This is a genomic window from Candidatus Thorarchaeota archaeon, assembly GCA_013388835.1.
Lineage (GTDB): Archaea > Asgardarchaeota > Thorarchaeia > Thorarchaeales > Thorarchaeaceae > JACAEL01.
Genome location: JACAEL010000052.1, coordinates 1 through 15,463, shown reverse-complemented (window position 1 = coordinate 15,463; position 15,463 = coordinate 1). Strand labels below are relative to the sequence as shown.

Genomic DNA, 15,463 nt, shown 5'->3' with positions numbered 1-15,463 from the left:
ACTCAAGCACATACTTGGGAATCATCCAGTTAACACACTATGCCCCGAAACCGGGAGCAGAGACTGTTCGAGTTCATGATTCTGCAATTCATTCATGCTCTCCTCACTCGTGAGTCATGGTATGGATGGTACCAGCTAGTTGAACAGAGCAAGAAAAAGAGGAGAAGGGGGACAAAGCCCCCTTAGACTGATACTACGCCGTGCGGGCCCTTACTTCTTCTTCACTAGGAAGAGGATTAGGAGGACCACAACACCGACTCCAACACCACCTAGCAGACCAACCAACAGCGGGTCGATTGGCGGAGGCGGCACGCTCGTTGTAGTAGTAGTTGTGGTGGTGGTAGTGGTTGTAATCACTACACTTCCGGCTGTGAAGAGCCCAGACTCAGCTTCATCGCTCAGACCCATCCAGTATTCACCTGGGACGGCAGCACCTTCGTCAGGGTCGTTGTCAAAGACAACGATCTTGACTCTGTAGCTGTTGGTCTTCTGTGTGAAACCGGTCGAGTCCCAGACATAGAACGTCTTCGTCTGGTTGACGGCTAACAGCTGGTATGTTCCGGCCTGACCTTGGTCTGCTGAAACGTAGATCTCGTAGTAGAGGTCATCGCCAGCGTTGCGGTCAGACGCGGCCCAAGTGATGTTGAACCGGTTGGAACCAAGCGAAGTGACGTTCACGGAACCCATGACGGGCGAGAAGAAGTTCTCGAACGTCAGGGCTGCGTAGTTGGTCGTGAACTCGATGTTGGTCTGAGTGTATGCCTTGATCTGGACCGAGAATGTACCATTCTTCAGGAACTGGTACGTGTCGTAGGTCACAGTGTTGTCGTTCCTAGTGATTGTGATGCCAGCTCGGGTGTCAACAGTGGTCGTGGATGTACCAGTCTGCTGGTCGTAGTCAAAGATACCGATGGCAATCTTGCCAGATCGGGATGCAATGAACGAACCTACTTCTGGTTTCGCACCGGTGGCCATCTGTGAACCGACAAGGTTGTTGCTGTACGCCCAAGTCGAGTTGTCGGTGTCAGCCCACCAGACCATTATGTCACAGTCACCGTTCGTGAACGTGACGGAGATTCTGACGTTGTCACCGGCCTTGATACCATCAACGAACTCCCAGCTGAACTGAGAGGTGTCGATTGGACCTGAGAATGGATCGTACGAACCACTAGGCACGATGAGAGGTTGAGTATGTACGTAGTACACACCTGAGAGGAACTGCATCTCCATACTCACAACCTCGTACTCCGGCATGTTGGGCAGGTTGAAGTCCGGGTAGTGGGCACTCAGTACAACATGGTCGCCAGTCAAAGTGTCGACGCTACCGGCGACGGGTATCGGAGTCGTTATGTCGTTTGCCGTGTAGGTCGTGGCGAGAGGCTGGGTTGTCAGAGCGCTATACCATGTGGCTTCCAGCGTGTAGTTCACAGGTAGGAACTCGGTTCCGTTCAGTGCGATCGGGTGGACATGGATGTAGTAGATGCCAGCTCCACGCGACAGTTCTGCAATGACTGCAGTGCTAGTGGCGGTCTTTGCTGAACCGTAGGCCAGCTCGTTGCCGACCTCGTCGTAGACTGACACATACATGTTGTTGCCGGGGTCACTGAACTCCACACGCACGCCTAGGTAGTAGGCGTGAGTCGTGTTTGAGACATGCACTGCGTAGCTCCTGAAGTCCCACGTATCAGGGTCGCTGTCCATACAGCCGTACACTGGAGCGTCGTATGGGTTCAGGTTCGCGCCGACACCACTCACAATCGAGTACTTGTCACCATCACTGTCTGCAGTCATATCGACTGTCAGCATATAGCTGTAGGGCAGTCTCAGCTCACCAATGCCCTTCTGAAGGACAAGGTAACCTTGATGGATGCCGTACTCATCACCAACTGGAGCACTGAGTGAGATGTTCAGAGAGCCTGCAGCTCCGCCGTCGGCAACCGATATGGCACCAGCAGACGCCGCCTCCCAGAAGATCACGGTAGCGTTGAACCAGTGACCCGTGTGAGATGGGTTGGTGTCATGGATTGGGTCATGGATGACCATGGTCATGTTGCCAGCAAGAGCCGCTGCCAAGTCCGTGTCCGTCGTTGCCCAAGACATCATGTTGGTGTTGCTCGGGTTCGCGGCGCTAGTGAGCCTGTGCAGCTCGTCACCGTCGGTTCCATTCCACAGGTTGGGCATCAAGTCAGTGACGTTGTTGTCCTCCCAGTCGTACAAGAACATCCACGGGTAATTGTTTGCGACTTCGGACTGCTTGAATGACACACCGATGGTCATGTAGGTGTACGTGCTCATCGCGGCATCATACGCGGTAGGTCCGAGTGCATCACGCAGGTTGAACCAGCCATAGGCCTTTCGTTCTTCGGCTGTCGCGTGGTAGACGCCAGTATCATTGTACCAGAAGGTCTTGCCTGAGAAGCGGTACACTTCAGCCTTCCGCCACTCGTACTGGCTGACTGTCCAAGTACCTACACCTCCAGTGTCAAGTGTAGTGAAGTAGTCACTGTAGATTCTCTGGTGAATGGTTGTGGTTGTACCCGGATAGACGTTACCAAAGTATAGCGAGCCCTCCCAGAAGTCAGTCGGGAAGGAAACAACGCTCTCGTTCACGTAGGTGCCGAAGACATTCTTCGAAAGGTGACCCCACTCTTCCCAGCAAAGCTGGATTATCGCGGCGTAGTTGTTCCAAGAGCCGACACTGTACGAAACCCATCCTCCATTCTCTACGAAATCTATGGCGTTCGCCGCGTTGATTCTACCGAAACCCTGTGTGGCTGGGTCGTAGCCCAAGTCATCAGCGGTCTGTTGGAGAATCATCTTCGCTTCGAACGGAGAGAGCCAACCACCCACGTTGACGGCGATAGCCTCGTAGAGCAGGGCGGCAACACCGGCTGCAACAGGGGCGGACTGGCTTGTACCGGAGAACACCCAGTACTCGTCATCCACAGCGCCCCAGATAGGCCCCATGTACTGGCTGTACCAAGGCAGAGCCGAATAGCCTGCCAGACCCGGGGCGAGAACGTCGGGCTTGGAGTAGCCAATCACGTCTGGACCCTTGCTGGAGAAGGATGCTATTCCTTCATAAGGCTGTGTTGGACCGTAGAGGTATTCGAGCCAGTGGCTCGTGGTGGATGCACCAACAGTCAACACGGCGGCAGCAGAACCAGGAGGCCCTATGGTCTGGAAACCAGAGCCTTCGTTACCAGCCGACACTACGTGGAGAACTCCCGGATAGGTAGCACTCAGTACTCCCGGTACGGACAGGAGATCCCACGTCAGGCTGAGATAGTTTAGCACACTTGCAGACGAAGTGACCCAGCCCCATGAGTTCGTGGAGATGTCACTGAGGTGGTTGCCTGTGTAGTACCAGTAACCTGAGGTCTCATTCATGTCAAAGCCGCAGGTCCAGAGTTGAGCACCATAGTAGCCACCACTTGTGATGAACCTGGCTGAGTACAGGTCTGCACCTGGGGCGATGCCCTCAAGCTGGAACACCGCACCGGTGTCGACATTCTCGTAGTCGACAACACCCTGGCCCGCAACATGAGCAGCAGTTGCAGTGCCGTGGTTGCCAGCATCGTAGTACAGAGCGAAGGCATCACCATCTGCCCTGAAGCCTACGAAGTACGGGTCATCGTCGAACCATCCACCAGCATCGTAGCAGGTTGCGAGAGCACCCAGGCTGAAGTCGGCGATGCTGTCACCGCTGTAGTCGTGGTTGACAATCGGATTGGCCAGATTGAAAGCAGATTCGTCAGTGAAGTCCCAGTCGAACTGCTCAATCACATGGTATGCGTCTATGATGTTTGTGAAGTCGAGTGACTCGTAGTAGAAGCCACCAGTCCAGAAGTAGTTCCAACCCATTGTGTCATCCCAGTTGATGACAAGATTCCACTGTTTGGTGCTTGAGGAGTTGTACACGAGCGATGGAGCGAATATTCTCGCGTATGGAGAAACACCATATGTCGCTCGGTGGTACTGATGGACCCATCCAACTCGGTAGTCTCCGTTGACTGTGGATGGATCTGGCAGCTTCCAGTCATTCCAGAGATAGTTGTAGAACAGGTTGTCTACGCCCTCGATGCCCCAGTAGTATGCGTACAGCCAGATGAAACCGACTCTGTCGCGGTACGGGGTGGTGTAGTCACCATCACCGATGAGATACCGTGGGCTATTCTCATTGTTCACGATTGGGTCCCAGCTGTAGCTGATAGTCTTGGCCCATGATTGGTTCTGCCATGGGAACAGCTGAGCACCAGAGGACTTGTTCACAACCACAGAGGCTGAGAGAGCAAGGTAGGTGTCACCTTCGTCCTCGTATGTGAGCAGGTAGCCATTCTCGAACCACTCCGTGAGGTTTGCGACGGGAGTTGAGTTGGCATGATAGAATGTCGGGGTGAGCCCAAACCCTGTGGGGTCATATGCCCATCCGTACGCTCCAGCCAGATCTGGATGACCGAAGTCGGCACCAGTGTCGATGTGACCGACGTAGATACCAGAGCCATCGTAGCTCGATGCGGGGCTCGTTGTCGCACCGACAACCTCCTTGATGTGGTACATGTCAGTGCCTACCTCTGGCATACTAGGATCAGAGAATGCCTTTGCGAAATCTTCGGTGCTTCTCTCGAAGCCATCTCTGTAGATGTCCGCATCGATGCTGCCAACGCCGGGTATGCTGGCAAGAGCGTCAATCACGTCAGACGATGGCAGGGTCACCTGCATGGTCTTGAATAGTATGAGGTCGGCTGCCCATTCCACAGTGACTAGGTTGCGAATTGCTGCGTCATCTACCCATGGGGTACAGACAAGCAATGCGCTCACAGAGCCGTCGGGTTTGGTTACGACCTTGTCGCTGACAGCACCATTCTTCCACTCTGCAATGAGGGGGTCGACCTTGGCAGTGTAACCAGGCTGCGAGACGAGCTCATTGAACTGGTTCACTTGCTCGACGACCTCAGGAGAGAGAATGGGCGAGTCAGCAACCTCTGCTTTGGCCACAGGGCCAACTGGTGAAAAGAACACTGACAGGGTCAGTGCCACCATGAAGAGCAGAACAGCTGTGCTTCGCTTATAGTTCATCGTTTCTTCTTCTCCTCACAAGTTGATCGAGAGAACATAACACTGAGTTAACTGTCACGTAAGGCGTGACATATACTCAGCATGACAAAACCTCCATGACCTTCGGCTGTACCGAGGGCCTTCTCCTCGTGTCGGCGTTCTCTGCAATCGGTGTGATTGGAGCAGAAGTGATTGTTGCCCGACTATTAAGCGTTACGCAACTCCTGAATCTGTCTGATGGCGCCCCAGAACGGTCCGCGGGAGACCGAGGCGGATGGCAAAGGGGTCTCAGTCTGTCCGGCTTCACCAGCATGACATGCAGTGCCGCCCATGGCAGCGAACACCTCACTTGAATTGTGCCGATGCACTGCAGACACCCGATGAGGACTGCACTCAGGTGACAAAGAGACTACCTGCGGGCCATCTTCTTGATCCCATCGGCAATCTCGTGTGCCATCATCACGGCACCAATCATCTCAACTCTGGGTCCTTCTTGAGTCTTGTCGCCGGGTGGACGAGATACCCGATCAATGGCCTTCACAATGTTCTCTAGAAGCGTGCTAAGAGCTATCTTTGCAGAGGGATCGAGAGCACTCGCCTGCACTTCTGATACCAGCTCGGGCAAGTCGGTAATGACGCTCTGAGCAAAGTCAGCAGCGGTCTCAGCACGGCGGCGAATCTCCATAAGCTGAGCCTCCAACTCTCGCGTCTTGGTGTCAGTCTTCGTCGCCTCGCCCCCAGTCGCGACCGCAGCAATCGCAGGGGTCTTCATACTCTTGCGCAGCTCCTCAATCTGAGCTTGAAGTGCACCAATCGCTTGGTCCTTCTTCGCGATTGTGTCCAAGAGCTCCTGCTCTGCGTCAGAGGCAGCACCCGCGGAACTTGCAGCCTCCTTCAGCTGTACTTCGAGAGCCTTCCTGGCCTTCTCACCCTCGCTCACAAGCTCTTTCAGACCATCAAGCTCTGTCTGCAGAACCTGAAGTCGCTGCTCCTTCTCAGCAACAAACTCGGTCAGCTCCTTCTTCTCGCGCTCCAACCGTTCTATGTCGCTCTTGACTCGGCCCGACGCGTCCTGAGCGCTCTTCAGTTGCTCCCTCAGGGCGACGAAGTCAGGATTCGGAGGCACAATGACCCTGAATGCAACATAGCCGGAAACCACGGTCACGGCCAATAGGAAGAGCACGGCCGTCGCAACGCTCCCAAAGACAGCATCGGTGATTGCTTGGAGACCGCCCACAAAGGTCCACCAAGAACCGAATGTGGGGCCCATCGGACCCCACAGGGTCGGACCAAAGCCTGCATAGAAGACCAGCAGGAATGATGACAGGAGGCAGAGTACGGACGTGACGAACAGAACGTTCCTGTTCAATTCAGTCTGCTTCATGAACCTCTGATATAGGAGGATGAGTATTCCGACGAAAGCGAGTGGCAGAGCATAGGGCACGACTGCAGCTATGTCGCCCATCGGAAACTGAAAGTCAATCGCCGGGCTCAAGACGGATGATAGACCATGACCAGTCATTCAGAAACCTCCTAGATGGCACCGTAGTAGTGGGTAATTGAGGATAAATCTGTTGCTGGCTCAGATAACAGGGCGCAGATGGCATCCCCTCGTGCAACAAGACAGGAAGCGGGACCTATTCACGCCATAACTGAGCGATCTTCAGCTCGTGGTCTTCGATCAACACCTCGAGACACTTGTACAGCCGTGCAGCCTCGGCGATTGACAGAAGAAATGAGCCCTTAACGTCACGCTCTTCACCTAGTGTGAGGCGAATCTTACCGTCGTTGACCCATCCTTCATCAGTGCGCTCTGGCGGCTGCATCTGTATCTCTAGCCATGTCCTTCGTGTCTGCCCGCTCGTGCGGTCATCAAAGAAGTGTTTGATCTGTAGTCTCCGTTCGTAATTGGGGGACTTTGTCACCATATTGAACTCACTCCTTGCTCGGGCTCTTCTGCCCATCAATAAATGACTGCAAAGTGCTTTGACCTCCTCTCTCGCCAAGAACGAGTCATGCGGACGCCGTATCGGTCGGCACTCAAAGGAACCTTAATGAGGCAATTCAGGTTTCATCGGACGGGAGGATTGTCATCTGATGACGCGTCACCGCATTGCTACTCAACGAATCTACCTGCTTCTTGTGGTGTCATTGCTAGTGCTGCCAATCTGTGTGCCTCCAGTCTCGTTGCTGCACAGCACAGGAACAACCGCCGAGTCCGTCATATCGAGCGAACTTGCAGCATTGATTGCAGACAGCAGTGAGCGAATACCCGTGATTCTACAGTTCGCACCGGGCACCGACCAAGACACAATGCGACACGCAGTTGAGCGCTCCGGTGTCGATGACATTGAGATAAGACATGTGTTCCAAATCATCCCGGTCGTGTCCCTCTACGCAGATGCGCAGTCGGTACGCGCCCTGACAACCATCAATGGAGTTGTCCGCGTGGACCGCGACGTCAAGAGGTCCGTCGCTCCAGTGATTGGGAGTCCTGATGAACTCCTCATCAATGGACACCCCGGATATGTCCATCCAGATGCGATCCTTGGAGTCGAGGCCATGTGGGCACAGGGTTACAACGGCTCTGGCGTGACGGTTGCAGTGGTTGACAGCGGCGCATACGGCGATCACCCAGATCTAAGTGGGAGGCTTGTAGGTTTCAAGGACTTTGTCAGGAAGAACAGAGACGACATGGACCCTAGTGATGGAGTCAATGCCTACGATGACAATGGTCATGGGACTGCCTGTACATGGCTTGTGGTCGGGTCGGGTAGCGGTCTTGGAGGAGTCTACACGGGCATGGCACCGGGCGCTAAGGTCTTGGTCATCAAGGTGCTCGACTCTTCAGGTTCCGCGGACGACTCGGTTGTCGCTCAAGGTATCGAATTCGCAGTGTCGCAGGGTGTAGATGTCATCAGTCTGAGCTTGGGAGGCGATTGGGTCGATTCCAGTTACACCGATCCTTCCATTCAGACCGCAAAGGCAGCTGTGGATGCAGGAGTGAGCGTCGTTGTAGCGGCTGGCAACAGCGGACCCGCAGCAGAAACAATCAACGCCCCGGGCATCCTAGAAGAGGCCATAACAGCGGGTGCATCTGAAGGTTCCACAGGGGTCGCATCGTTCAGCAGTCGAGGACCAGTCACAAGAACCCAGACTGCGCCACTGGGAATCTACGCCAAGCCAGACCTGCTGGCCCCCGGCTATCAGGTGGTCTCAGGAAGATGGGACATGGCAAACACGTACGAGTTTCCAACCTACAACGAGTCGCAATATGGTTCCCTTTACACGAGGTGGTCCGGCACCTCAGCGGCCACCCCGCTGGTAGCAGGCCTGATAGCCCTCCTGCTTGATAAGAACAGTACACTTAGCCCCCTTGATCTGAAGGCCAGTCTCATGGCCGGAGCCACTCCGCTGGACTCAGACTATATGGCTCAGGGTTTCGGAATAGCCAATGTCTCAAGAACGGATGAGGCTTTGATGAGCACACATGGTAGGATAACCATTGCTGCACCGACCGTCTACCCAACCCTCCCATGGGGCCAGAGTGTGTTCATAGTTGGAGACAGCAGACCGGAACAGAAGGTCACCATCATCTCAACAGTGCACAGGGGTACAGCCACAATCAACATGACCGGAAATGCCAGCGCGTACGTGACCTCATCTGTTTCCCAGTTGACTGTTCAGAAGGGATACAGCCACTTCGACATCAATCTGAGTATCCCCGAAGAATTGCCACTTACCGCAGTCGGCAGATACTTGGGTCAACTGCGTGTTGTGGCAGGCAACGACACCCTTTGCAGCATCAACCTCCGCTTTGTGATCACGACCTTTGGAGGAAGACTGTTGGTCGACATGACCCACCATAGCTACGACGACGTGGATGAGGCATCCTACTACAAGTACTTTGATGACTCGCTCCGTGAGCATGGCATCGTGATGAGCGACTTCGGGTACCCCTCGTCCTCAAAGCTGATATCGACGGAAACATTGGCTATGGCAGATGTGTTCATGGTAATGGACACTGAGACCGAGTACTATCAGTCCGAGATAGACGCATTGCACCAGTTCGTAGATGATGGCGGTACCCTACTGATTTTCTCCGAGTTCTACGACAACATCGCCCAGCAGGCCAGCTTCGGAATTGAGTACTACAACAGAATACTTGCACCTTATGGCATTCAGTGTCAGGAGTACGGTATTGGCGGCACTGTGGGTGACGAGTTCGGAGTGACCTACGGCACCGACTATGGCGGCTCTGTAGTTGCCCATCCATTGACGCAGGGAGTCAACAACCTGTACGTCTTCGCGGGTAGTACTCTGTCTGTGAACGAGTCGGTCCCCGGAACGAAAGGCCTCTTCTGGATTGACTCTTCGGCACAGAGAGCACTGGTCGCCGTAGCACAGTCAGGGCTTGGAAGAGTGGTTGTCATATCGGACGGCTCGATGGTGTATGATAGCACGGTCTTCGACTCAGTCCTCGCAGGCGCGGACAATCTGATGCTTCTGAGGAATCTTGCTGCCTACATGAAGTCCGACTCCCCGAAGATATTCAACGTGAGCATCACTAGGGGCGGATCCGGAGAACTTGCCCGAGTCACTGCCTATGTCTTCGACAATGACCTAGCACAAGTCGAGGTCTCAGTGCGAGCTCCCAATGGGACCGTCATCAAGGGCACAACGACAGAGTCACTTGGATACAAGTTCTCAGGAGAGTACATACTGCCTGTCAGCGGCTTCTACGAGGTCACGGTCACTGCCTCAGACGATGCCGGACACAACAGGACGTACAAGAAGACAGTCCTCGTCACTGCCGTTCCCGTAGACCCGGAGCTGACTGCTATGGTGACCTTAGCGCTGCTAACAGTTGTTGCTGTAGGCCTTGGGTATGTGGTGCTACTGAAGTTCGGCTCGCGAGCAAAGGGCAGCACAAGAAGACGCACACCCGAGGCGGAATGGGAAGTACCCGTCTATGACGGGACGCCACCGTCTATCGAATAGGACCCAAGGTGCGTTCCAACAGGGCGTGCATCTGTTCATGACGTGACCTGAGGATGGGGTTTTCGGCAAGCACCATGTGCGCCTCAACGCGTTGAAGTATCTGGAAGCCGAGTCGCGCACCCATCCTAGCGGAGAGGACCTGTCCACCCACAAGCCGCTCCTGAGAGTCTGTCACCAGTGCAATCTTGGAGTACTCCGAGCTGTCCTCGAGGAATTGGACCCGAGTCTCCATTCCCATCATAGAGGCAAAGTCAGTGGAGAGGCCCACACAGCAGATGTCGCACCCGAATAGCCGGTCATATTGGAATCGAAGCGATGTGTCCGGGTAGATGCGATTGCCGCCCACTGCCAGAACACCCGCTTGGCGACCTGCACGAGCAGCAACACTGCCAACCGGCATCAGGGAGGGCTTCCCTGTGACAGCATCAATCATCTCCACACAGTCTCCGACCGCATACACGTCGGGATGAGACGTCTCCATTCTGCTGTTTACAGAGATGCCACCAAGTCCTCCAATCGCCAGACCAAGCCTCTTCGCTAGATTCGTGTTGGGACGCACTCCGGTCATCAACAGGACGGACTCTGCCGGACATGTCTCGCCTCCGGCTTCCAGACTCTCCACACGCACAGAACCATTGATTCTAGTCGGCTCGCGACCCATATGCACATCAATATCATCAGGCAGACGTGAGAGGAGTTCCTCGCTCATCTCAGGTTCGAGCTGTCGTCGCATGAGCCGCGAGCGAACCATGAGGTGCACCTTCTTCTTCATGGACCTGAGTCGCTCTGCAACCTCAAGAGCACTGAATCCGGCACCCACTATGAAGACACTCTTGCAGCCCGCCAAGTGTCTTCCTGCCCTTGAAGCATCCGACAGGTTCTGCATCGTATAGACGCCCTCAAGATCAGTGCCCGGAATGCTTGGCACAACGGGCGTTCCGCCCATCGCGAGGATGAGTCGGTCATATCTCTCAGTTCGTTTGGTCCCTCGGTGAATCACCTCGACGGTCTTTGCATCGAGGTCACCATCGACAACTAGACTCTCACGCCAGACCTCGATTCTTCTCTTGCGGAGACCTTCGAAGGACCAGTCGCGGATGTCCAGGTCGCGTGTGTAGGGAAACTCAAGCCCCAGAGACGCACCAGGTCGTCTGTGAGCCGGGGTGCTCTCTGCTGTGATGACCACCACTTCAGCATCGGGTGCGAAGGTCCGCGCCGCAGATGCAGCTGAGACACCGCCGGGGCCGTATCCAACAACGAGAACTCTCACTTGATAGCCTCCGAAGTGGTCTTGGAAGCCAGACGGGTGCGGACCGAGAATATAACTATGACTCCGACCACGCCCAGTCCAATCAAGAAGAGCACCGTGTTGTCGCGGACAACAGTCAGAATACCGAACGCCTCCACTATGCTCTCGCCCTCGGCTGTGACGACCACTGCAAAGACTGTGTATTGACCTTCAGCGAACCCAGCGCTGCTAATCTTGAACGGATAGACTCCCTCAGTCCCTGTAAGGGTGAAGTTGAGCCAATAGGAGTTGTTGGAACGAATGGCAACTGTGACTGAACTGACCCACTCATACCCCTCGACCACCACACGACCAGTTATAGAAGTGCTGACAAACGGACCAACCACGATGGTATCAGAGTCGAGACTCGCATCAGTTATTCTGACAGCCGTCGAGGTCGCAAGAAGAAACACCGGCGGGATGTACAGGTAGTCATCACCGTCGGTCACATTGAAGAGAACACTTCTCTGGCCGTGAGTGGACACACGCCTTGTTACACTGAAACTGCTGTTACGAGAACCAGTTGTCATCCCTGACTCAAGGACTGCCATCGCCCCATCCACCACGGACCAACCGATGGACAGACTCTGACTGCTGCTGTCGGTGTCAACCACCTCCGCACTGACAAAGATGGCCTCTGTCAATGGAGTGACTGTCACGACACCTATGAGAGGTCTCCATACGTCCTCCACCTCGAGGACAGGCGTAGTGTCCGCAGGCGAGTAGCCCGGAGCGCGAGTGCTGACGGACAGGTTACCGAACATGTCCGCAGTCTTCTCGACCCAGACGAAGACACTTGTAGAGCTATTCCAGAAGCCAGACCCAAGAGGGGCGGGTTCGAATGCAGACCCAGACCATCGTAGCACTTCCATAACACCACCTGTCAGGGTCAGACGAAGGTCAACCCCACTCTGGCCCGTGGTTGAGTTTGAGTCGGTGTCCCAGTCTATACGCAGCTCATTCGTACCCGAGAAGTCCGCGATGTCAGTCAATGACACTGCGACGCTCAGACTGCTGACGGTTGGATAGAAGCGGATGGCTCGGATATCGAGACTGCTTGGTAGGGATGGGTCCAACGGGTCCTGATGTACTGTGTCGACTCCCGCCCAGTCAGATATGCCCCCGTGAGTCGCAAGCGGGACGAGGAGTCTTGCCGATCCCAGTGCGTTGATGGCACCGTAGCCCCAGTCGGACACAGGAGGGGAGTAGTGGACTCCGTTACGTCCTGCACCTTGGAAGAGAGCACTAAGCCCCCGCCAGCCGGGAGAGCCGTTCAAGGCCTGACCAAGCAGTGCCAGAAGCCCTGCAACATGAGGGGATGCCATACTCGTACCGCTTAGACTTTGCCACAGTTTGGACAGGCTGGTATTTGCGGCCGTAATCCCTTGACCGGGAGCAGCCACAGTGGGTTTGAAGACTCCGTCAATCCTCGGACCCCTACCAGAGGAGGAAGATATGGACGAGCCGCCATCGTCACATGAGCCCACCGCAATGCCCAGATCGGCAGTGGCCGGCGAGCTCACCGTGTGCTCATTGTCTACTTTTGTACTGAATCTCATGTTAGTGCCCGACCAGTAGGTGTCCCATGCATACATGTCGACCACTACGGGCTTTCCCGACGGGTTTGAAACAACAACGTCCCAAGATCCAGACTTCCAAAGATGAGACCCTGTGACCACCTGAACTACGAGTCGGTTCGTGCCCCGGACGCTGGTGCTTGGAAACACGTACGCCTTAAGGTCGTCAGTATTGACTTCAAAGGCCACACCATGATGCGAAGCGAAACTCCCAAGGTCGACAATCTCATCCGATGGCGACACCAGTCGGATGGCCTCGTCAGAGTCCTCGCTATTCCACAGGATGTTCAGGAATGAGCCGCTCGGAGGGCTTGACACGGACAAGACCGCAGACTCCTCAGATTCCTGAGGCACGGAGAACCTTGCGTGCTTCGAAGTCCCACCCAGGTTCCCGGCAGCCAGTGTTGACAGGACACCCCATGTTCGAAAGGCCTCATTGATGGCAATGTCCTCAATGTCTGTGCCGTCAAGGAAACCGATGAAGCTCGAGAAGGACATGTTGATCACATCTGCACCCTGTGACACTGCAAAACTGATGGCATCCAGTATCTCAGCGGAAGTCAGTGAACTCCGGATGATGATCAGGTCCGCGTCGGGTGCCATACCCAGCATTGATGTGTAGCCAATCTGGCCTCCTGCCACAGTGGATGCCACATGCGTACCATGACCTTTCGTGTCGCCAACTGAGAGAGCGAGCGAAGTCAGGTTTGTGCCACGAAGGTAGACACTGCTCGTCATTTGATCATACAGAGCTGCTATCTTCGGCTCGCCGAGGACAACCACGTCTTCACCGGGAAGTGTGATTATGCCATTCGAGTCAGAGTCCACACCTGCGAGCCATCTATCGCCCTCGGCATAGTCGAACTGGCCATCGTCCCCTGTATCGATAAACAGGTACTCGTTGAGCGTGTTGATGACTCCGTAGTCACTCACATCGATGTGTCGGATTGGACCCTCTCCTGTGTCTGTCACCGCATTCCCATTCAGGTCCGCATAGAACCGCCCACCTGACTGAATCACATCGACGGCTTCCGTCGTAACTCTCCAAAATGCCGGATGAAGCCACGCTGCACCTGTGTCAATGACAGCCACTCGACTGCCAGTCCCACGAAGGGGGACTCCCGAAACCTTGAGAGATGACCACACTGTTGGAGCTTCAGTAGCAGGGACGGAGGATAGAAGTGAAGGAAAGAACTGCTTGTCACCCGAGGATGCATGCACGAGACCAAGCGACCCGGCTGTATCCAAAGCGGACTTGTCCATTAGCCTCACAGAGTAGACCCTGCCCACGTGGACCACTTCGCCCGCCCTCCTGACAAAACAGATTCCGTTACGCTCTGCCCGAGCAATCTGAGCAGGAGAGAGCTCCGCAGCGAACTGCAGAATGGCACTTGTCGGCTTTCGCGAACTCTCATCGAACTCGGACAGTGACATCTCAAGACGGGGGTCAATCACGCACAGGGATGCAGTGGTCTGGCTGGTTGATTCAGCCGGCCAGACTGTCATGGAACTGAGCGGGAGGATGAGAGTAAGTAGTATCAGAGTCAGGAGCAGCCTTCCATGCATCGGGTTTCCTTCACCCCGTTTCTATGAGCAGACTCGGACCTCCGCTCATATCCTTTTGCCTGCCAGTCACGTCGGGAACAACATGGCACAGCTCCTATCAACTGACCGATGACAACTTCCACACGCACACCTCTTGAAAGCGAGTGGTCTGTAAAAGATGTCGTGTCAACGAAGCACTGTTAGGTTGGCATAGCTAGGAAAACATCATATGCACCGTCTGCCCAGCATTCTTCGAGATGTGATGTAATAGAGGAGTACTCTACTTAATGGAGATACCAGCTGAGTTTACACATTTTGAAGGAGCATCGGATGTGCCATGGGACGAGATAGCCGAGCTCATTAAGAAGAAGGCTAGGAGTAAGGGAGTTGGCAAATTTCAGGCATTCACAGACGCGGTGATTGAAGTCGCCTCCGCGGAGAGCATGAAGACAGAGCCTAATGAAACGGTGCTGGCCCTTGGAATGGAGGTCTGCCTGGTAAGAGGCAGGTTCCCTGAGGCCCTGTTCATGTCGGCTGAGAGTGACAGCCCGACCGTACTCAGCCTGAAGGCAGTGGTATTGTTCACACTCAGTGACGTTGAGGGACTCATGAAGGTAGTCAATAGATTGGGAAGTCTCATCAATGACAACTCAAGCGCGACGGACAGAGTCAGACTGAGCATTGCCAAGGTCCTCTACGCAGCAGCAAAGCACGATACAAGTGTCATAGAGTGTGTAATGGAATTCGACGGCCTTCTTGAGGAGTATCCAGACCAAGTTGAATCCCCGCTCACAGAGACCATGTTCGCGCTCTATGTCGTCGGAGCACTGCTACGCGAGGTGGGACAGACAAGTCGAGCGACGAGACTAGCGGACACGCTGGAGGGAATGGCTGAGAGAAAGAAGCACCGCGCCTTCCGTGCTCTTGTCGAGAACCTGAGAGGGAACATATGCAATTATGAGGGGCAATTCGAACAGGCCGAGAAACACTACCT

Annotated in this window: 8 protein-coding genes; 3 read left to right on the top strand and 5 right to left on the bottom strand. The window is 54.8% G+C overall.

Features of this window, described 5'->3' with window-relative positions:
* Positions 1-210: 210 nt before the first annotated feature.
* A complete protein-coding gene (locus HXY34_08880) occupies positions 211-5,079 on the bottom strand; it encodes a S8 family serine peptidase (protein ID NWF96245.1) in 4,869 nt (1,622 codons plus the stop codon).
* Between the two features lie 95 nt (positions 5,080-5,174).
* On the opposite strand from HXY34_08880, the gene HXY34_08875 reads away from it, so the two are divergent.
* Positions 5,175-5,411 (top strand): hypothetical protein, encoded by a 237-nt coding sequence (locus HXY34_08875; protein ID NWF96244.1) that lies wholly within the window; start codon positions 5,175-5,177, stop codon positions 5,409-5,411.
* Between the two features lie 56 nt (positions 5,412-5,467).
* Here HXY34_08875 and HXY34_08870 read toward each other — a convergent pair whose 3' ends face one another.
* Positions 5,468-6,580 carry a hypothetical protein gene (locus HXY34_08870; GenBank protein NWF96243.1) on the bottom strand — a complete coding sequence of 371 codons (1,113 nt, stop codon included), beginning with the start codon at positions 6,578-6,580 and terminating at the stop codon, positions 5,468-5,470.
* A 115-nt stretch (positions 6,581-6,695) separates the two neighbouring features.
* On the bottom strand, positions 6,696-6,986 hold the full coding sequence (locus HXY34_08865; protein NWF96242.1) for a hypothetical protein: 291 nt from the start codon (positions 6,984-6,986) through the stop codon (positions 6,696-6,698).
* Positions 6,987-7,155: 169 nt separating this feature from the next.
* Here HXY34_08865 and HXY34_08860 point away from each other — a divergent pair, with 169 nt between their 5' ends.
* Positions 7,156-10,059, top strand: a complete 2,904-nt coding sequence (locus HXY34_08860) for a S8 family serine peptidase (GenBank protein NWF96241.1) — start codon at positions 7,156-7,158, stop codon at positions 10,057-10,059.
* Here HXY34_08860 and HXY34_08855 read toward each other — a convergent pair.
* Together HXY34_08855 and HXY34_08850 are read right to left on the bottom strand one after the other, a co-directional pair.
* A complete protein-coding gene (locus HXY34_08855; protein ID NWF96240.1) occupies positions 10,049-11,329 on the bottom strand; it encodes an FAD-dependent oxidoreductase in 1,281 nt (426 codons plus the stop codon). The two genes, HXY34_08860 and HXY34_08855, sit on opposite strands and share 11 nt — an antisense overlap.
* Positions 11,326-14,490 (bottom strand): S8 family serine peptidase, encoded by a 3,165-nt coding sequence (locus HXY34_08850; protein ID NWF96239.1) that lies wholly within the window; start codon positions 14,488-14,490, stop codon positions 11,326-11,328. Before HXY34_08850 ends, HXY34_08855 begins: the two co-directional genes overlap by 4 nt.
* 266 nt (positions 14,491-14,756) lie before the next feature.
* Here HXY34_08850 and HXY34_08845 point away from each other — a divergent pair.
* On the top strand, positions 14,757-15,463 hold a 707-nt coding region (locus HXY34_08845), incomplete at its 3' end, for a hypothetical protein (protein NWF96238.1).

Excerpts from the sequence above, each read along its gene's own strand:
- HXY34_08880 (NWF96245.1), bottom strand. The coding sequence starts at position 5,079 with ATGAACTATAAGCGAAGCACAGCTGTTCTGCTCTTCATGGTGGCACTG.
- HXY34_08875 (NWF96244.1), top strand. The coding sequence starts at position 5,175 with ATGACCTTCGGCTGTACCGAGGGCCTTCTCCTCGTGTCGGCGTTCTCT.
- HXY34_08870 (NWF96243.1), bottom strand. The coding sequence starts at position 6,580 with ATGACTGGTCATGGTCTATCATCCGTCTTGAGCCCGGCGATTGACTTT.
- HXY34_08865 (NWF96242.1), bottom strand. The coding sequence starts at position 6,986 with ATGGTGACAAAGTCCCCCAATTACGAACGGAGACTACAGATCAAACAC.
- HXY34_08860 (NWF96241.1), top strand. The coding sequence starts at position 7,156 with ATGACGCGTCACCGCATTGCTACTCAACGAATCTACCTGCTTCTTGTG.
- HXY34_08850 (NWF96239.1), bottom strand. The coding sequence starts at position 14,490 with ATGCATGGAAGGCTGCTCCTGACTCTGATACTACTTACTCTCATCCTC.